This window comes from Polaribacter vadi (assembly GCF_001761365.1).
GTDB lineage: Bacteria > Bacteroidota > Bacteroidia > Flavobacteriales > Flavobacteriaceae > Polaribacter > Polaribacter vadi.
Genome location: NZ_CP017477.1, coordinates 997,795 through 1,018,884, shown reverse-complemented (window position 1 = coordinate 1,018,884; position 21,090 = coordinate 997,795). Strand labels below are relative to the sequence as shown.

Annotated in this window: 14 protein-coding genes; 3 read left to right on the top strand and 11 right to left on the bottom strand. The window is 29.1% G+C overall.

Annotated elements, in window-relative coordinates; translation table 11 throughout:
• Positions 1-190: 190 nt before the first annotated feature.
• The 3 genes from LPB03_RS04590 to LPB03_RS04580 all read left to right on the top strand — a co-directional run bounded on the left by LPB03_RS04590 (position 191) and on the right by LPB03_RS04580 (position 4,594).
• Positions 191-685: a DinB family protein gene (locus tag LPB03_RS04590; RefSeq protein ID WP_065319054.1), complete on the top strand. Its 495-nt coding sequence runs from the start codon at positions 191-193 to the stop codon at positions 683-685.
• A gap of 105 nt (positions 686-790) precedes the next feature.
• Positions 791-1,747 (top strand): serine hydrolase, encoded by a 957-nt coding sequence (locus tag LPB03_RS04585; RefSeq protein ID WP_083187167.1) that lies wholly within the window; start codon positions 791-793, stop codon positions 1,745-1,747.
• Positions 1,748-1,768: 21 nt separating this feature from the next.
• Positions 1,769-4,594 carry an Npt1/Npt2 family nucleotide transporter gene (locus tag LPB03_RS04580; protein ID WP_065319055.1) on the top strand — a complete coding sequence of 942 codons (2,826 nt, stop codon included), beginning with the start codon at positions 1,769-1,771 and terminating at the stop codon, positions 4,592-4,594.
• A 6-nt stretch (positions 4,595-4,600) separates the two neighbouring features.
• Here LPB03_RS04580 and LPB03_RS04575 read toward each other — a convergent pair whose 3' ends face one another.
• From LPB03_RS04575 to LPB03_RS04525, 11 genes are all read right to left on the bottom strand, one after another.
• Entirely contained in the window at positions 4,601-5,917 is a 1,317-nt protein-coding gene (locus LPB03_RS04575; protein ID WP_065319056.1) for a serine hydrolase, read from the bottom strand.
• 2 nt (positions 5,918-5,919) lie between these two features.
• Positions 5,920-8,826 (bottom strand): PEP/pyruvate-binding domain-containing protein, encoded by a 2,907-nt coding sequence (locus tag LPB03_RS04570; protein ID WP_065319057.1) that lies wholly within the window; start codon positions 8,824-8,826, stop codon positions 5,920-5,922.
• A 137-nt stretch (positions 8,827-8,963) separates the two neighbouring features.
• Positions 8,964-9,941, bottom strand: coding sequence for an ATP-grasp domain-containing protein (locus tag LPB03_RS04565; RefSeq protein WP_083187120.1), 978 nt, complete (start codon positions 9,939-9,941; stop codon positions 8,964-8,966).
• 75 nt (positions 9,942-10,016) lie between these two features.
• A complete protein-coding gene (locus LPB03_RS04560) occupies positions 10,017-10,262 on the bottom strand; it encodes a DUF6095 family protein (protein WP_065319059.1) in 246 nt (81 codons plus the stop codon).
• Positions 10,259-11,071: an N-acetylmuramic acid 6-phosphate etherase gene (gene murQ / locus LPB03_RS04555; protein WP_065319060.1), complete on the bottom strand. Its 813-nt coding sequence runs from the start codon at positions 11,069-11,071 to the stop codon at positions 10,259-10,261. The genes LPB03_RS04560 and murQ overlap by 4 nt, the downstream gene beginning before the upstream one ends.
• Positions 11,072-11,141: 70 nt before the next feature.
• Positions 11,142-11,972: a DUF4249 family protein gene (locus LPB03_RS04550; RefSeq protein WP_065319061.1), complete on the bottom strand. Its 831-nt coding sequence runs from the start codon at positions 11,970-11,972 to the stop codon at positions 11,142-11,144.
• A 40-nt stretch (positions 11,973-12,012) separates the two neighbouring features.
• Positions 12,013-14,382, bottom strand: coding sequence for a TonB-dependent receptor (locus tag LPB03_RS04545; RefSeq protein ID WP_139058951.1), 2,370 nt, complete (start codon positions 14,380-14,382; stop codon positions 12,013-12,015).
• Between the two features lie 58 nt (positions 14,383-14,440).
• Positions 14,441-15,916: a TolC family protein gene (locus LPB03_RS04540; protein WP_065319063.1), complete on the bottom strand. Its 1,476-nt coding sequence runs from the start codon at positions 15,914-15,916 to the stop codon at positions 14,441-14,443.
• Between the two features lie 2 nt (positions 15,917-15,918).
• Positions 15,919-17,292 (bottom strand): ABC transporter permease, encoded by a 1,374-nt coding sequence (locus tag LPB03_RS04535; protein ID WP_065319064.1) that lies wholly within the window; start codon positions 17,290-17,292, stop codon positions 15,919-15,921.
• 7 nt (positions 17,293-17,299) lie between these two features.
• The gene (locus LPB03_RS04530) at positions 17,300-18,547 is read right to left on the bottom strand and encodes an efflux RND transporter periplasmic adaptor subunit (protein WP_065319065.1); all 1,248 of its coding nucleotides are present in this window, start codon (positions 18,545-18,547) and stop codon (positions 17,300-17,302) included.
• A 95-nt stretch (positions 18,548-18,642) separates the two neighbouring features.
• The gene (locus LPB03_RS04525; RefSeq protein WP_065319066.1) at positions 18,643-20,862 is read right to left on the bottom strand and encodes an NADP-dependent isocitrate dehydrogenase; all 2,220 of its coding nucleotides are present in this window, start codon (positions 20,860-20,862) and stop codon (positions 18,643-18,645) included.
• Positions 20,863-21,090 lie beyond the last annotated feature (228 nt).

Below are 21,090 nucleotides of genomic sequence, written 5' to 3'. Positions count from 1 at the left end.
TTCGACATCCGCATTTGTTATTGCAATTTCAAAGAGCGTGCCAAATAATTATTTTTAGGGGATATCATATTTTTAGGGTGATTTTTTTTTGGATAGATAATTGGTTATTAGTTTTTAAAAAATAATGGAAATCAGTATTTTAGTGAATTAATAATTTATATTTATCATCTTTAATTTTAATTTTTTTTAAATGATTATTGCAATCGAAAAAAACTTGCAAAAAGGAGTACAACTTTTAAATTCAATTTCAGATGAAACGTATGCAGATGCTTCTTTAGGACCTTATTATGCAAGTATTGGTTGCCATGTTCGTCATATTTTAGATGTTTATTCTTGTATTTTAAATGGTTTTGCATCAAAAAAAATCGATTTAACAGCAAGAGAGCGAAATTTAAATGTGGAGCTACAAGCAAGTTTGGGGATCGATTACTTTAATTCAGTAATCGATCAACTTAAAAATTTACTTAATAATAACGATTTATCTGAATTATTAGAAGTAACAGACGATTTAGGTTTAGGAAACGAAACTGCAATATATACTTTAGGCAGTATTTTAATGCAAGCGCAAAGCCACACAACACATCATTATGCAAGTATTGGCTATTTAATTTATCAATTAAAAATAGCATTACCAGCAAAAGATTTTGGTTTTAACCCCTCAACTATAAAGAAAACAAAAGATTAATGTTTTTTTTGGAAAACGTTAACATCTAATATACACCTCTTGGTATTAATTTTGTATCTTATATATTTAATTAATAATAAATTTAATATGATTCAATTAAAAAATATGAAATATACATTCGTAACTTTATTTGCTTTATTGTCTCTTTATACTTTTGCACAAAAGCCAAGCCAAAATTTAAATGGGCCTTTAATATATTCGTCTAAAACATACAAAAATAGCAAGGTAGTTTTACCTGTTCATTTAAAAAAGGAAATAAAACCGATTCAAGAAATTGAAGATCCTTATTTACAAAGTGTTTTAGAGAAAGAAATTAATTCTAATGAAACTTGGAAGCGTTTAATAAAAGGAAAACAAATGTCTGTTGCTATTGTAGATTTAAGTGATAGCACAAATTTTAGATATGCTGGTTTAAATGATAATTTTATGATGTATGCAGCAAGTTTGCCTAAAATTGCAATTTTACTAGCTGTTATGGATGCTGTTGATAAAGGAGAGTTAGCATATACTAAAGAAGTTAAACAAGATTTACGTTTAATGATTAGTAAATCTAACAACCAAGCATCTACTAGAAATATTGATAGAGTAGGGTATGAAAAAATAGAAGAAGTTTTAAGATCGCCAAAACATAAATTGTACGATGAAGAAGTTGGTGGTGGTTTATGGGTTGGTAAAAGATATGCTGCAGCTGGCAGACGTTATCCAGATCCTATAAAAGGTTTAAGCCATGCAGCAACTACAAGACAAGTTTGTAGTTTTTATTATCAATTAGCTTTGGGTAATTTAATTAGTACAGAACGTTCTAAAGAAATGTTACAAATTATGAAAAAGCCAGCTTTACATCATAAATTTGTAAATACTTTAGATAAAATTGCACCAAAAGCAGATGTATACCGTAAATCTGGTTCTTGGAGAAATTATCATTCAGATTCTGCTTTAGTTTGGGGCCCAAAAAGAAAATATATTATTGTAGCTTTGGTAGATTATGATTATGGAGAGCAAACCATAAGAGATTTAGTAAGACCATTAGAAAAGGTATTGAAAAAAAGACGTACTTTGTAGTGAGCAAGATTTAACTTAAAAGTGAGAAAATTAATTCATAAAACATTCGGATTAAGAGATGGAGAAATCTTCATCTCTTTTTTAATGCAGTTGTATATTTTTATAATTATAACAGTTTTGTTAATTGTAAAACCAACTGTAAATGCCTTATTTGTATCTCAATTAGGTGCAGATAATTTGCCTTATGGTTATTTATTAGTCGCTTTTATTGCAGTAGCAACCACTTATTTTTATAGCAAAGCAATCCGTAATTTTTCGTTAGTAAAAATTACAGTTTTATCTTTAGTTGTTTTTAGTTTAGTCTTTACCATTTTAGCTGTTTTATTAAATTTTAATTTTATAAATAAATTCATTTTATATTTTTATTATGTATTTGTTTCGTTGTTTGCAGTTGTTGCTACATCGCAATTTTGGATTTTTGCCAACATGGTTTTTAATGCAAGAGAAGCCAAAAGAATCTTTGGCTTTATTGGAGCAGGAGCTATAGCAGGTGGTATTTTTGGTGGATATTTAACAAGTATTATTGCCAGTAATTTTGGGAAAGAATATACCGTTTTTCTGGCCTCTATTTTATTATTAGCTTGTATTCCTATTTTAAGAAAAGTATATACGTTAAGAATACAATATTTAAACACTTTTAAGAGAAAACAAGTAATTGCGAGTCAAGATCAATTAGAAAAGTCTTCTTTAAAACTTATATCGAAATCTAAACATTTAAGTTATTTAGCATTTATAACTGGGATTAGTGTAATCGTTGCAAAGTTGGTAGATTTTCAATTTAGTGATTTTGCGAATAAAGCCATACCAAATTCAGATGAATTAGCTGCTTTTTTTGGTTTTTGGTTTTCTACTTTTAATGTTGTTGCGCTTGTACTTCAATTATTTTTTACCAATAAAATTTTAAATAAATTAGGAGTTTCTTCTTCTTTATTAGTGTTGCCTTTAACCATAGGTTTAGGAAGTTTATTGTTTTTAACGTTTCCTGAATTGTGGGTTTTAATTATTATAAAAGGTATTGATGGTAGTTTTAAGCAAAGTTTGAATAAAGCTGCTGTTGAGTTGTCTATTATGCCAATTCCTTTGCATATTAAAAACCAGGCAAAATCTTATATAGATGTTGCTGTAGATAGTATTGCCACTGGTTTTGCAGGTTTTTTGTTGATATTTTTTATCAAAAAGCTAAATTTAAGTACGTCTTACATTACTGTTATTGTAATTCTATTTGTTTTTATTTGGATCGTTTTAATCTACAAATTAAGAGAAGCGTATTTCGAATCTTTCAAGAAAAATATTCAGAAAACGCTAACATTTGCCAGTAATAACAATGTAAAACCTCAAAAAGGTAATAATTTATTCGATATCAAAAACGTATTAGAAAACGGAACAGAAGAAGCTATTTTAAATATGTTTGATCGTTTAAAAGATTACAAACTAAAAGCACTTCAAAAACCTATTATTCAACTTTTACAGCATTCATCCAACAAAGTAAAAATAGAAGCTATAGAGTATTTAGATTTTTTTGATGACAATAATATCTTAACTAAAATAGAAGCGTTGGTGTATGAAAAAGATGATACACTTGTATACATTGCTTTAGATTATATTTTGGCTCATTCACCTAAAACAGAAGAACATTTTTTTAATACGTATTTAAATCATAGTGATGTTTATATAGCTAATGGCGCACTTTTAGCATTGGCAAAACAAAGTCAGAATAACCAATCTTTAGGTGTTTTATATCAATTAAGAAAACGTTTAGAAGATAAAATAGAGTTACATACTGCTGATGACGATTATGTAAAAAAAGAAATTATTGCAGGCTTACTTTTGAGTATTGCATATTCTAGAATGACGAATCATTACGATTTTATTACAAAACACTTAAATAATAAGCACCCTTATATTGTAAAATTTGCAACAATTGCTGCTGGGATTACTGCACATGAAGTGTTTATTAGCGATTTGTTAAATTTACTAGCGATCAAAAGACATAGAAAAAGAGCGATAAAATCGCTAAAAAATTACGGACCAAGAATTATAAATGTTTTGTTAGATTTAGAGTCTAAAGGCGAATTAAAATCGAAAGTTAAAAAGAACATTCCAAAAATAGTAGGTGCATTTCAGAATGAAAATGCCGTAAAAATGCTATTAAAAATATTAAAAAGTAAAGATTCTACCAGTAGATTAGAGGCTACAAAATCATTACGAAAAATTAAAAGGAAAAATTTAAATTTAACGATTTCTAACAGAGTTATTAAAAATCAAATTTATAAAGAATGTGGTTTTTATGAAGATATTTTAGAGGTTTTAACGTCTATTCAACACACAATTAATAAAGATTTGGTTGATGAAGCTAACGAAAATAACCAAACAATTTACGAAGCTAGAAAAAATCTGAGCAATGCTTTAGAATTAGAGTTAAATAAATCTTTTTTAACCTTATTTAATTTATTGAGTTTGCTTTATAATGAAGAAGATATTCAGATTATTTTTAAGGCGATGAAGAGCGAAATAAAAGAAGCTAAAATAAATGCCATCGAACTTTTAGAAAACTTATTAGATAGCGCCATAAAAAATGCAGTATTACCAGTTTTAGAGCATTTTGCTATTGAAGAAGACACTTTAGATTCTTCAGTAATTAAAACGCCATTAATTTCTGAATTAGAATACCTAAATAAAATAATGACTATTAGTGGAAGTAATATTAGGCATTTTGCGGTTACCTATATTAAAGCTGCAGATAATAGAGCTTTTTTACCTGCATTATTACCATTAAAAAAGTATCGTAATAAAGCTGTTGGCCAACTTGCTTACGATACTTATATTCAACTTTTAAAGAAAGATTAAAGATTCTTAATTATCTGATTCGTCTTTATCTTCTACGTATTTTTCTTCTTTAATTTCAGGTTTGTTAATGTTGGCAGTTTCATTTACAACATCATCAATTTTACTTGCCAAGTACATGTGAGCACCTGCAGAGTTTTTGTTTAAAACATTCGTCATTAAACAAACAATATATTTTACACCATTTTCTTGTTCCACAATAATTACAGAGTTCATATAGTTAAATACATTTCCTGCATAACTTGCACAATTTGGGTCTTTAGTTCTGTCACATTTATAATAACTACCAGATTTAAAATACACAGCAGCATCATCTAATCTTGGCGATCTTGCATAACGAATTCGTCTATCTGTCATATACATTAAACGTTTCATTTCTAAGCTAGATTCCTTATCAATTACTTTTCCTTGTTCTAATTTTACCAAAAATTTCATTAATCCTTTAGGAGAACCAATACTACCACCTTTTCTACCAACATATCTTTCTGGAGGTCTTGTAAACATGCCACCTAATTTCCATTCGCTTTCTTTAATTCCTAAATCTCTTAAAGGTTGGTTTACAACTGTATTTGCTAAATTTGTTAAAGAATCTCTTGGGGTTTCTTTAAAGTATTTTTCAGCTTTTTCAGCATCTAAATTTGGGTATTCTTGTCCAAAAGCAGCCATTAACATTGCTTCTCTGTACATAATACTTGCAGCACCATTATTACTTACAGAAACCATGTGATCTAACCATTCAAATAGTGAAAATTCATCACTGGCAATAACTTGTCTTTTGGTTAATCTATCTTTTTCTATATCGTAAATTGGTATGGTATGATGATCTCCTAATCCCCAATATCTACTGGTAACTTTTATACTTTTTAAGTAACCAACTCTCTCTTCATAAGAATCTGGACATATTTTTTCAAGTTGATCAAAAACAGCTAATAAAACAGCTAATTTACCAACACTACCTGGCTGATAACCTACAGTTTCTCTATGTTCTGCATAGCGTAAATTTTCAGGATCGCTCATATCCATAATCGCTAAAGAATAATTTCCACTTGGTGTAATTCTCTTTATTTTTCGATCAAAATCGCTATCAACTACAAATAAATCTTCTACACTATCTGTAGTTTTATTGGTTAGATGTAATTGAATATCTGCCCATTTTTTATAAGCTCCTTTAGGAATTCTGTTATACTTAACACTGTCTTTTTGAAACTGTCTTATTTGGTATAAACGTTTAATGCCTGTGTATTCATAACCATCAATAGGATAATATCTCATAAATCCTAAAGAAATTAAAATACCAGCAATCAGTAAAATGTATCTTTTTTTCATTATTATAATTTTTCGGTGATTTTTATTTGTTTATCGTCTGCAATTTTTGGAGTTATTGAATTCAAATAATCTGAACTTTTTGCTTGTTTATTTTCCACAAAAGGTCTTATTTGAAACAACCACAATTTATTATTCTCAAAACCAAATTCAACATCAAAAGCTTGGTCTTTATCTTCTGCTTTCTCGCCAATTTTAGCTCTTACTTCTTTCGCTATTTTTCTAATTTCGTTGATATTATCCTCATTCAAAATCTCATTTTCGAAAGATGTAAAATATTTTTTTGTTCCACCATAATTAGGCAAACGTATATAATCTGCTTGTCTTGCTGGCGCTAATAAAAAGTTTTCATTTTTGGTGATGAGTCTTGTTTCTGCAGATTGGCCATCTACAGCACCTCCAGCACCTCTAGAAAAAGCTACTGTTAAATCGTTATCTGTACCAGCATTTATTCCTTTTGTAATCATAACTCCAGAATAATCTACATCTACACTTGGTATAATTAAAATAGATGGATACACATTTTCTGGATTCAATAAATATTTTTGTCTCCATTTAAAACTACGTTCTGTGTAAGCAGATGCCCAAACTTTTTTAATTCCTTGTAAAATTTTATCTTCTTCTTTAATATTAAAAAGCGTTAAATTTAAACCAGCTCCAGTAAATTCTTTCAAATCTTCCATATTGGTATCACTCCTTAAAAATACAGGAACTTTACCAATATCATTTTTGAAAGCAGTTTGAAAGTTCGATTTTAAATCTTTTGTGAAATCAGCATTTAAATTGATGTTTAAAATAGCTTTATGAAGTTTCTCTAAAGAAGTTAATAAATAATTTTCTACTTGCTCTTCAGTTGCTCCCGCTTTTTTCTTCTGATCTGCATTGTAAAAAGTATCATTTAAATATTGCCAATAACTTTTACCTTCATTTGGCATTGGTAAGTTCATATGTGTTTTAAAAACACCAAAAGGAATAATTAAACCTTCAACAACTTGCTTTGGAAAAAGATTTTTCAACTCCCCAAGATTGGCCGCTTTTGGTCCACAAAGTTTTCCAGAATCTGTTGCATTTACATCTCGCATGTTAATTACTTTAGACACATCTAAACGAATATCTTCAACAGGAACTTCAATCATGTTTTTACTACGTTCTTTTTTCTCAAAAAGCTTTTCTTCTTCAGAAGACATATCGTTTTCGGTCTTGATAATCACATTTCCTTTATGAGAAACTGCGTAAAAAACTTTTTTACCATTGTATTTTTTTAAAGCTGATAAATTTTCATTCGATAAAGCTGCATTCGGAATTCCTAAATTTCTTGCCAATAATTGAACGTGAGAAACTAAATTTCCTTCAGAAACCGTTAAAATTCCAGCAACAGGTTTTAAATCTGAAGGCGGATTTTGAAAAATGTAAATTTTATTCGTATTTACTTCAACATCATCAGGATTTCCATCTACCACAACCAATTCTCCAAAAGCATATCCAGGATTTAAACCTCTAATTGCACTTTGGTTATCAATAGACATTACATCATTATTGATATTTGATATTTTAGCAACAAAAGTTCCTAATTTACTTACAGTTTCTCCCAAACTTAAAGCGATGCTGTTACGAACTCTATCATCAATAAAACCATAAGCCAAAGGTTCGAATTTTGTGTAATTTAAAACATCCTCATTATAATTTGCTTTAATTAAAGAAGCACTCCATTCCACAATACTTCTAGAAATGGTTAGTAATTCGTTTAAAGAAGCTACAGTAATCTTGTCTGTATTCCCTTTATTAATAAGAGATTTTTCTATTTTATCAAATTCCCAAATTTCAATTAAACCACTTCCTAAAGCAGCACAAGTTAAAATTTCAATTTTTTCAATTGTTTCTTGTAAGGTTTCAGTTTCCCAATTTTGCGCTTCAATTAACAACACATTTTCTATTTGGTTGCTAATATCTAATAATTGCAATTTATGTTTAGATGATTTAAAATCAGTAATATTGGTTCTAATATCTGCTAAAATATTTGCAGAATTTCTTACAATTTTTTTCGATGAATTATTGTTGATATAATTTTCTGAGAAATTTTTAATCTCGTCAATCAAAAAAGTATTTCCTTTTAGGTTTGCAACTTCTTCATCTATCTTTTTAAAATCTAATGGAGCATAAAACTGTTCCATTGTTAAAATTAAGTTTTGCAAATCTTTCTTTTCTTTTAAAGATAATTTATCCTCTTTTTTATTGATAAAATTCTTCACCAATGCAATATCTGTCTTTTGTGGATTTCCGTGAATTTTAATTCGAACATCCATAAAACTAGGAATTTCTTCGGCTAAAATTTTAGATTCACTTCTCATCAATTGTCCAAGATTTGTATCTCCATTATGTGGAATATCTTTTAACGCTTGTCTTATTAAATAATAATTTGTTTTTAAAAAAGAATCATTTTTTAAAACAGTTTCAAAAAACTCTTTTCCCCAAGCTTCTTCATCTTCAGATTGTACAGCACCTCTGTAAAATTGACCTTTTCGCAAAACCCAACCATCATTAATACTCGCTAAATATTTACCAATTTGATACTGTTTTAGTCTGCTGTAATTGTTTTGTTCGTCTAAAAATTCATTGATTTTTGTCGCTGCTAAAATCTCGCCAAAAAACAAATGGTTTGTTTTTCTCAACTCTAAAGCAGAAGTTTTAAAACTTGCATGTTGTATGCCTTCAATTTTATCTGGACAAGGATCTTTTGCTTCTCTAACACTACCATCTTCACAAAACCATTTTATTCTGTAATATGGCCCTCTAACATCTTCTTTGTAGCTTTCTACAAGATCTTTAATTTTTGAGGTTGATAATTCTTGGGCGTTTGTAAATGAAACCGTTAAGAAAAATAACAGAGTACTTATATATAATTTTTTTTGCATTTTTTTTAGATTGATTACTACAAATCTACTTTATATTTTATTAATATTTGATATAATTAGGCTATCGAGTTCAATTAAAAACTATTTGAGTTAAAAGTATTTTAATTTCTCGATTTTTGTAAAACCACAAACAGTTTTTAGGAAGTAAAACGCTTAATTTTTTTGGTATAAGCTCTTAATTCAAACATTTCTGAGATGAATTTTTTAGTACTTTTATAAGGAATTTTATGCTCTAAATGATTGGTTGTTGCAATTTCATATAAAGATTTCCAATGACTTCTAATTGCTTTTAAAGCATCAAAATAAGTACAGTTTTCACTATCATAGATGTGAGTAGGCTCTGCAATAATGCCATTAATTTCTAAAATTTTAAAATCTTTACCATTTTCAACTTCAGAAAAATTGTTGTATTTCAAGTCGATTCTACCATAAAACCAACCTGGAATCGATTTGCTTAGTGCATCAAAAGTAGCTTCTAATTGTCTTGAAATTAAATGATTTCCGTTTAAAAATTGTGTTCCTTTAGAGTGATTTCCTATTACAGAAAGCTGAATAATTTCCAACTTTTTTGGAATTAACTTTAAGTTGTTTTGGTGCAATTCTAATAATAAATCAACATATAATTTGGCTCTCTTATCACTTAAAATAAGTTGTTGCAATGTTGAAGTTCCATCACCAGTAATACATAAAAATTTTTTTAAAGTGATGGATGAAATTACACCTTTATCTGTAGTTGGATTTCTAGAATAAAAAATGCCACATTCATGTTTATAGGCTATAAATTCTTGAAGTATAATATCGATATTATAGGTGTTCAGATATATTTTAAGTTCATTTTCAGAAGTTATCTTTTTTACCAATAATCCTCTAAAACCAATATCTGGTTTAGCAATTAAAGGGAATTCTAATTGCTGATTCTTTAGTTTTAAGAGTGTTTCAGAAATTGATGAATTTTCTACATGCAAAATACTTTTGGGTCTGTATTTTTCAGGAACTAAGTGAATCGTGGTAAATTTACTTTCTGTACCATTTCCAGAACTTTTTATAATAGGATTGGCAGCACTAAAAAAAGCAGCATGTTTTGCCTTTGCTGCTAAATAAAAAGCATAAGGCAAATTGGGAATATAAAATAAAGAAGAAGGCCAATGTTCCCATTTAAAAACCTTGTGTAAGTTTATCGTTTTCAGATTTTATTTTTCGTTAAATATAGCTTTTTGCAAAACCCCAAAAGTTTTAAAACCAAAATATAAGGTATACAATAAAAGAATGGAACTAAATCCCAAAATTAAATAAGCAATATATTCGTTATTGGTTCCTGTAAATTTATCTAAAGCCTTAAAACCCATTGTCATAATAACAGGACATAATATAAATAATAAAATTAAAATACCTAATCTTACCAAAGCTTTGCTTAGTAATTGTTTGTCTGTACTCATAAAGTATAATTTAAAATAGCCTCTCTAACATTACCAAATTTTGCTAACAATTCATTTGCTTTTTCTTGGTTGATGTTCAACTCACTCATCAACATTTTTTCACCTCTTTCTACCAATTTGTTGTTAGAGAGTTGCATATCAACCATTTTATTGCCTTTTATTTTACCCAAATGAATCATGGTTGTTGTAGAAAGCATGTTCAACACTAATTTTTGCGCAGTTCCTGCTTTCATTCTAGAGCTTCCTGTTACGAATTCAGGACCTACAATAACATCAATATTAAATTGAGCAGTATTGGATAAAGGGCTATTTTTATTACAAGAAATTGATCCTGTAATAATGTTGTTTTCGTTGCATTTTTCTAAAGCAGCAATTACATAAGGTGTAGTTCCAGAAGCAGCAATACCTACAACAACATCTTTTTTAGTGATGTTATGTTCTTGCAGATCTAACCAACCTTGAGTTTTAGAATCTTCTGCAAATTCAACTGCTTTTCTAATGGCATAATCTCCACCAGCAATTAAACCAAGAACTAATTCATGAGGAACACCAAATGTTGGTGGACATTCAGAAGCATCTAAAATACCTAATCTACCAGAAGTTCCTGCACCAATATAAAAAAGTCTACCACCATTTTTTAGTTGTTGAACAATTTTATGGGTCAAAGCTTCAATTTGTGGTAACGCTTTTTCAACAGCAATTGCCACTTTTTTATCTTCGTTGTTAATATTTGTGAGCACTTCTAAAACAGTCATTTTTTCTAAATGATTGTAATTAGAATCCTGTTCTGTTGTTTTTGTAAAATTCATTAATCAAAAATAGCATATTTAACAACAATGTGGTTTAAACGATATGAATTTTTTAAAAAGTGAAGTTCATTTAATCTTCCAACTCCACCAAATCTAATGTAAAAGTATCTGTTTCAGCAATATGAAAATAGCCTAAAGGAAAATTATCTTCGTTGGTTATATTAATCATATTTCCTAACAAAGAAGATGGTACTGTTTCAAAAGGACCACCACCATTTTGACCACTTTGACCTTGTAATATTCTAAAATAGTCGTAATAGTCTCTAGAAATTCCAGACATTTTTATAGTTACTGTTGCTGGTAAATCAATTTCATCTTCTTGATAAAAAGTTGAGAAATTATATATAGCACCATTAAAAAATCGGTCTTCTAAAGTTAAAAAGATGTTGTTTGTAAAATCGAATAAATAAAAGTTTTCAATGGTTACTTCATCAGTAAATTCTATTTTTAATTGAGTTTCTTCTCCAGAAAATAAGGTTTCATTTCCTTGTTCTACATTTGTTAATGGCGTTGATTTTATTCTAAATGCTGTTCCTTTATAAGTTTCACTATCATAAACAATAGTTAACTCATAGGCTACATTTTCTTCAGGAATAAAATTATTTACAGGTTCATAATTTCCAGTTGAATTTACATCAGAAAAAGTTATAATTGAGTTATCTGCAAGATTGGTTAAAAAGACTGTTGCACCAAGAGCTGGTGGAATAACTTCATCAAAATAATCTGCGGATAAACTGAGCTTCACACTATTTTTTGCAGTTACTGGGTTTTCATCAAAATAGATTTCAAAAGAAGCATCTATAATTAATTTTGGTTCTATGGATGGGACATCAATCTCCACCACTTTTTCGCAACTTATAAAAAGTGCAGCAAAGGTTAAAATTAGTAGTATGTTTTTCATCATTAAATATTTTATCAAGAGGTTTAAAACCTTTTTTTTTTTAAAATTTAAAATTATAGGTTACAGAAGGTACTAAGCCAAAAATAGAGGTTTGTACAGCTTCGTTTCTAAGAGTTTCTCTATTCTGACTAAAATTAATAGAAGCCGCATTTTCACGACCATATAAATTATAAATTCCAAAAACCCATTCACCTTTCCATTTTCTATTTTTATTTTTTTCTGGAGTTAAAGTCGCAGAAATATCAAGTCTGTGGTATGCAGGTAATCTATCAGCATTTCTTCTATTATCATCAAAAATTGGCACATTTAAACCTTGTATTTCATATTGCCCAACAGGATAATTTGTAGGTTGCCCAGTTTGAAATAAAAAGTTTGCGTTAAACGTCCATTTTTTAGACAATTCATAACTTCCATTAATAGAAATGTCATGAGTTTTATCAAAAGGAGAATTGTACCATTCACCATTATTAATACCAGGTTCTGCAGCAGTTCTTCCTAAAGTTTGTTGTTCTGATTTTGCTAAAGTATAGGCTAAAAATCCAGTAAATTTTCCTTCATTTTTTTTTAATAAAACTTCTAAACCATAAGCTCTTGCTTGTCCGTTTAAAATAACGGTTTCAATTTCGTTATTGGCAATTAAATTTGCGCCATTTATATAGTCAATTCTATTTTGAATATCCTTATAAAATACTTCAGTTTCTAAAGAATAATCGCCATTTTTTAAGGATTTAAAATAGCCAATCGCATATTGATCTAATAATTGAGGATCTATAAAACGTCCACTTGGGGCCCAAACATCTAATGGAGTAGGAGAGGCTGTGTTTGAGAGTAAGTGTAAATACTGAGCCATTCTGTTATAACTAGCTTTTATAGACGTATTATCATCTAAAGCATATGATAAAGAAACTCGAGGTTCAAAATTTTGGAAAGTAGCCAGAGTTTCACTTCTTTCAAAAGATTCTGTACCAATGGCATTTGCAGATTCGTATTTTTTAAATTGCTCGTTATAAATTACAGGTTGGTCGTTTGTATATATATTTATTTCATCTTGCCCTAAACGTGTAAAATGACTGAATCTTACTCCATATTGCAAGGTGAAATTGTCGTTAATTTTATGTTCTGCTTCTAAATATGCTGCAAATTCATTGGCATATTTATCAATTAATTTCTCTGGCTGAATCCCAGAATCTTCTCTATTTGGTAAAATTTCTCCAGGATTAAATTTGTTGTAAATATTATTAATCCCATAACTCAATTTAAAGTTTTCATTCAAATAATGTTTAAAATCGTATTTTAAGTTGAAGTTGGTAATGCCAGAATCCCATTCAAAACCAACAAAATCTAAAGTTAATCCATAGAAATAATCAGAATAAATTAAAGATAAATTCGAGAATATTTTATCAGAAAAAAGATGATTCCAGCGTAAATTAACAACAGTATTTCCATATTCATTTACAAAACTATCGCTAATACCAAAAATGTCTTTTCCAAAATAGGTTGATAAAAAAAGATTGTTTTTATCATTAAACCTGTAATTAACTTTACTGTTTAAATCGTAGAAATAGGCTTTATTATCATTATCAAAAAGGGGTAAAAATAAATGTGCATAAGATGCTCTACCAGCAACCACAAAAGAACTTTTTTCTTTTTCAATTGGCCCTTCTATCAATAATCTAGAGGAAACCAAACCAATTCCTCCAGTAACATTAAATTCTTTGCTGTTTCCTTCTTTTTGATAAATATCTAAAACTGATGACAATCTACCTCCAAAACGTGCAGGAATTCCGCCTTTGTATAATTTTACATCCTTAATAACATCAGGATTAAAAACCGAGAAAAATCCAAATAAATGTGAAGAATTAAAAACAATTGCTTCATCTAGCAAAATTAAATTCTGATCTGCAGCACCACCTCTAACATTAAAACCAGATGCGCCTTCACCAGCGCTTGTAACTCCAGGTAATAAAATTAAAGATTTTATAATATCTGCTTCTCCTAAAACTACAGGTATTTTTTTTATAGTTGCAGATGTTAGCTTGTTCACACTCATTTGAGGTGATCTCACATTTATTTTTTCGATATCTGCTTCTATAACAATTTCAGCTAAACTTTCTGATTCTTCAGTCAGTTTAAAATTTTTTGTTATTTTTTGTGTAAGAACTAAAGTTTCATTAATGGTTGTAAAACCTAGATAACTTACTTGTATTTTATGCGTTCCACTTGGTAAGGTTATGGAGTAAAAACCATATTCATTTGTGGTAGTTCCAGCATTTAGTTCTGGAAAATAAATGGAAACTCCAATTAAGGTTTCATTATTGTTATTGTCGTAAACAGTTCCACTAACTGTAAATTTCTCTTGGCTAAATAAAGATATTGATCCCAAGAAAAACAGGAGTAAAATTTTTTTCAAATTAAGTTGTTTAACGTAAATGTTTTTATAATAAACAAAAATACTGTATAATTACCTATTAATCGTAAATTATATCTGCAACTTCAATTTTTTTATTTTTGATAAAATCAAATAAAGTTAATTGTCTTAAGATGTAGTAATCTGTCCAAAATTTCTCTAAAGAATTCAAATATTGTAAAACAGATCTATCTTGTTCCTGTAGAGCAATATTTAAATCAGTAATACTTATCTTCCCTAAAACAAATCTCTTTTTGGCGATTTCGTATCTTTTTAAAGCAATTTCTTGCGCTTTTTTAGCAGTATTTAAAAAATTACGTTGGTTTTGCCAGTTTAAAACATGCAAGTAAATTTCTTGCTCAAACTCTTGTTCCTGAATCTCTATATTGGTATTTACCAAATCTTTGTTGGCTTCTACCAATTTTCTACGAGATTTAGAAACACCCCAATCTAAAATAGGAATTCCTAAGGATAACATAACATTTTGCTGTTGGTTATAATCTTGAAATAAGTTGTTAAACTCATTTCCTTGCTGAGAAATCCCAAAATTTGCTGTCAAACTCATTTGTACTCTATTGCTACCTCTAACTTCTGCAACATCTCTTTCTGCTTGCAAACGTCTTCGTCTAAATTCAATAACCGCTTTTCTATTAGCTTTTGCTTCTTCTAAAGCTTTTTCTACTGTTACCGTAAATAAAGTAAGTTCTTCTGGCGTTGCTAAAAGAATGTCTTCTGTATCCAATACTAAATATCTCGATAAATTTTGAGAAGATCTTTTAAAATTAATTTCATTGGTAATTACATCGTTCTCTGAGTTTAAAACCGATAATTCTATTTGAAGCAAATCATTTTCGGCAATTTTACCCATTTTAAATCTTCCTTTAGAAATCTGAAATAAAGTATCTTGATTTGAATAATTAGATTTTGCAATTTTACTTTGAATTTGAGCTTTTAACAACGCAAAATAACGTCTACTTGTATTAAAAGAAATTTGTTCCATGGTTTCAATAAACTCTCTTTTTGCTTCCTCATAAATTAAAGGTTCAATTCTTTTTTGCCATTTAAAATCGTTGTAGAAAAGTGAATTTTGGTTATATCTTAAAGAAAACGGAATTACAGAATAACCAGAATTAGAGTTGTTACCAAAATTATCTATTCTTCGTAAAGTTGATTCTACAGAAAAAGTACCACCAGTTAATGCTAAATTCTGATTTAGAGATAAAGTTCCGTCATAAGTTGCCTGATTGAATCTAACGAAAATTGCTTCACCTTGGTCATTTGTTTGCTGTTCTATAGAGTTAAAGTATTGTGGTATAGTTCCATCAAACCTTAATTGAGGTAAAAAACCTGCTTTAAATCTTCTATATCTCCAATAACTTGCTTGGTTTTGATTTAGCAATGCCTTGTAATCTGGTGAGTTTTTTTGAGCTATAGTAATCGCTTCTTCTAAACTTATTTCTTGCTGTAACGTTATTTTCTCTTGGCTAACAATTGTAATTGCTATTAAAAAGCAAATAGTTGTAAATATCTTTTTCATAATTATTCGTGTCTAATAGCTTCAATTGGACTTTTGCTTGCTGCAGATTTTGCAGGAGCAATTCCAAAAATTAATCCAATAAGTGTTGCTACAAAGAAAGAGAGCAAAATGGAACTTAATGTTAAAATAGTTTCAATACCTGTGGTTATTTCTAAAATGTAGGACGATAAAATACCTAAAACAATTCCGATAATTCCACCTCCAATACTCACTAAAACAGATTCTGTTAAAAATTGTAAAATAACGTCTTCTTGTGTGGCTCCAATAGCTCTAATAATTCCAATTTCTTTTGTTCTTTCTAAAACAGAAGCCAACATAATATTCATAATTCCAATACCACCAATTAGTAGAGAAATACCAGCAATTATGCTCAAAACAATATTAAAGATTTGTTTGGTTTTTTGTTGTTGTTTTAAAAGCTGAATAGGGATAGAAATCTCAAAATCTACCATATCATTATGTCTTCTTTTTAACATTCTGCTTAAAACATCTGCAGTTGCATTTAATTCTGCTGAACTATTTACTTGAATTGTTAATTTATCAATTTGATGATAGTTACCTCTAGGAATTTTCTTTTTAGGCCCCTGTTGATCACCACTAATAAAAATCATACCACCTCCAGTATCTATAGGTTTGTCACTTATAATTTTACGATCTTTATAGCGTACTAAAAAAGTAGTAATTGGTATATAAACATCTTGGTTTAAATCTCTAATACCTAAATTTTCTTGTGCATTTTCTGATATAAATTTTTCTTCGATAACACCAATTACTTGCAACCAAACATCTTTTACTTTTATTTGTTTGCCAACTGCACTTTCTCCAGTAAATAGTTTTTTCTCTATAGTTTTACCAATAATACAGACAGGTAAAGAATAGGCTGTTTGAACATCAGAAAAGTTTTTACCACTTTCTATTTCGATATTTGAGGTTTCAAAAAAGTCTGAAGAAACACCAATTAATTTTACAGGACTTTGCCTTCCTTTTTTAATTACATAGGTTTCTAAAATAATTTCTGGACTTACTTTTTTTACGGAAGGTAGATTTTTTTTGATGCTTTTTACATCTAACATATCTAAGCCTTTAGAAAACCTTTTAGGAGTAATTCCTCCAGCATCAGTTTCTTCTTCGTTACTTTGATCATCTGCTTCATCAGGAATAGGAGTGATAACAATATTGTTAACACCAACCAATTCTAATTGTGCTAAAATTTCTTTTTCAGCACCACTTCCAATTGCTAGCATTGTAATAACAGCAGCAACACCAAAAATTATTCCTAAAGATGTTAAAAGTGTTCTAACTTTATTGGCTAAAATTACACGTACAGCTTCGCTAAAATTAGATTTTAGTTTTTCTATATAGATTTTATCAATCATAAAAAAACTAATTTAATTTTGCTATTTGATCATCATCTAAACCTTCTGGCTTATTTAAATACACAACATCTTCTGCAGACAAACCTTCTAAAATTATAACAGAATCGTTATTAGAATCACCAATTTTAACTTGTTTCTTAGCAACTGAAAAACCAGTTTTTTTGTAGACATACGTTATCGAATCTTTAGAGAAAACAGCTTCTAAAGGAATACTCAAAACATCTTTTCTTTCAAAAGTTAGTATTTTATTTGATGTAGTCATTCCTGGTCTTATATTGTTATTAGAGCCAGTTAATTTTATTAAAACTTGAAAAACCTTAATATCTGAACCTCTTTTATTTTCACCAACATTAGCAACATCAGTTACAATTCCATCCATCTCTATATCTGGAAACGCGTCAAAACCAACTTTTACTGGCAAATCTTTTTTTATTTTTCTGATATCAACTTCATTTGCGTAGGTTTTAGATTCCATTTTGGTTAAATCTGGCAAACTAGCAATTGTAGGATTCCAAGGACTAATGGAAGAACCTACTTTTTTCTTGGTTCCATCCCATTCTTTATCATAGGTAATCATTCCATTTCCATTAGAGTAAATGGTAAAGGATTCTAATAAGTTTAAAAGATCATTTAATTCGTTTTTAATTTTAGAAACTTTTGTACCAACTTCCACCATTCTTGCGTTGGCTTGTCTTTTCTTGATACTATAATTTTCAAGTTTTTCTCTTAAATCACGTTCAGATTTCTCTAAATTTATTTCAAGTTTTTTAATAGTTGCTGGAGGTTCGTAAATAGATTGTTTTAATTCTAAACTTGTTTCTTCCATAGAAAAACGTAAATCTTTTATAGAATTTCGTTCTTGTTTTAAAGATAGAGTAGTGTCTAATTGCTCTTGAGTATATCTAGATTCTGCTGTTTCTAGATTTAAACGAGCATCTAAAATTTGTTCATTAACTCCACTCGGATCTAATCTACCAACATAATCACCTTCTTTAACAATACTACCTTCTGCAACTAAATCTTGAATTTTAAGATTGTTTAAACGAAACTTTCTTAAATTATCAGGACCATTAATTTTTTTTAAACTTGTAGATTGTGCTTCTCCAGAAGTAATGACTTCACTAACAAAATTTCCTTTTTTTACTTTAGTAGTTAGGTATATTTCTCCATCTGCAGCAGGCGAAAAATAACGATACCCAAGGTAAATTAAAACTAATGCTATTACAGATATAATAGCGATTTTCTTCTTATTCATTCGTTTTTAGTTTGGTTAAAAACCAAAACTAACTAAAAAAAGAGTGCTATGAAGCACTCTTTCTGTTAATATTTACTATAAAATTTTGTTAAAAATTAGTTTAAAATGCTGTTTAGATTCTTATTAGGTCTCATTGCATTTTCAGTTAACGTTTCATTTGGCATATAATACCCTTCTATATTCACTGCATTTCCTTGAATAGAATTCAATTCTGCAATAATTTTCGTTTCGTTTTTAGCTAACTCATCTGCAATTTTAGCAAATTCTGCTTTTAAATCTGCATTTTTATTCTGATTTGCTAAACCTTGAGCCCAATATAAAGCTAAATAAAAGTGAGAACCTCTGTTATCAATTTCACCAACTTTTCTTGAAGGTGATTTGTCATTTTCTAAAAATTTATCTGTAGCTTCATCTAATGTTTCTGCAAGAATTAACGCTTTCTCGTTATTATTTGTAGTTCCTAAATGCTCTAAAGAAACTGCCAACGCTAAAAATTCTCCAAGAGAATCCCAACGTAAATGGTTTTCTTCTAAAAATTGCTGCACATGTTTTGGAGCAGATCCACCAGCACCAGTTTCAAATAAACCACCACCATTCATTAAAGGAACAATAGATAACATTTTTGCAGAAGTACCAACCTCTAAAATTGGGAATAAATCTGTTAAATAATCACGTAAAACATTTCCTGAAACAGAAATAGTATCTTCTCCTTTTACAATTCTTTCTAAAGTAAATTCGGTAGCTTTTATAGGTGATAAAATTCGGATATCTAAACCATCAGTATTGTGATCTTGTAAATATTTTTTTACTTTTTTAATCACTTCTGCATCATGAGCTCTGTTTTTATCTAACCAAAAAACAGCAGGAGTTTCAGAAGCTCTAGCTCTTGTAACTGCTAATTTTACCCAGTCTTGAATTGGTAAATCTTTTGTTTGGCACATTCTCCAAATATCACCAGCTTCAACAGCATGCTCTAAAATTGTTTTACCAGCAGCATCAACAACGATTACTTTACCAGCTTTTGCAATTTCAAAAGTTTTATCATGAGAGCCATATTCTTCTGCTTTTTGAGCCATTAACCCAACATTAGGAACTGTACCCATTGTTGTAGGATCAAAAGCGCCATTCTTTTTACAAAAATCGATAGTTGCTGCATAAATACCAGCATAAGAACTATCAGGAATTATTGCTTTTGTGTCTTGTAATTTTCCATCAGAATTATACATTTTTCCAGAAGTTCTAATCATAGCAGGCATAGAAGCATCTATAATAACATCTGAAGGAACATGTAAATTTGTGATACCTTTATCAGAATTTACCATGGCAATTTCTGGTCCATGATCAAAAGCATATCTTAAATCAGCTCTAATTTCATCGCGTTTTTCTTTTGGTAATTCACTTAATTTTCCAAGTAAATTTCCTAAACCATTATTTACATCAACACCAATCTTATCAAATGTTTTTCCATGTTTTTTAAACAAATCAGAGAAAAACACACGAACTGCATGACCAAAAATAATTGGGTCACTCACTTTCATCATGGTTCCTTTCATGTGTAAAGAAAACAAGACGTTTTTATCTAAAGCATCTTCATATTGCTCTTCTAAAAAGTCGATCAATATTTTTTTACTCATTATTGTAGCGTCAATAATTTCGCCTTCTAATAAGTCAATTTTCTCTTTTAGAACTTTCTTAGTTCCGTTTTCTGCAATATGAAGTATGCTAATTGAAGTTGCTTTTTTGGTAGTGTAAGAATTTTCATTGTTTGCAAAATCTCCTTCTGTCATTGTAGCAACATGCGTTTTAGAATCTGCACTCCAAGCACCCATTGAGTGTGGATTTTTACGAGCATAATTCTTAATTGCTTTTGGTGCTCTTCTGTCAGAATTTCCTTCTCTTAAAACAGGGTTTACAGCAGAACCTTTAATTTTATTATAGGTTGCTAAAATATTTTTTTCTTCTTCATTTTTTGGCTCTTCAGGAAAATCTGGAATTGCATAACCTAAATCTTGTAACTCAGAAATAGCTTCCGTTAATTGCGCAACAGATGCACTAATATTTGGCAATTTAATAATATTTGCTTCAGGCTGTTTTGCTAAATCTCCTAATATTGCTAAGGCATCTTCAACTTTTTGTTCTTCCTTTAAATATTCAGGAAAATTTGCAAGAATTCTGGCTGCTAATGAAATATCTTTTACTTCAATTTCTATGTGAGATGATTTTGTAAAAGCTTTTACAATTGGCAAAAAAGAGCGTGTTGCTAAAGCTGGTGCTTCATCTGTTTTAGTATATATAATTTTAGCTATTTTACTCATAAAAATATGTTATTTTGTTGTGGAATAATCAATAAATGCTTTCCACGAAATTGTTTTCGTTTAAAGCGGAACAAACTTAAGAATTTTAGATGAGAATTTGACTGTTAATACTTTATTAATTGACAGTAATTTTAATGGATTTTGCAATGAAATTAAAGATTTACTGAATAATAAATATCCTTTGTGAAGATAAAAGCCATATCATACAATTTCTTGCAATGATATGGC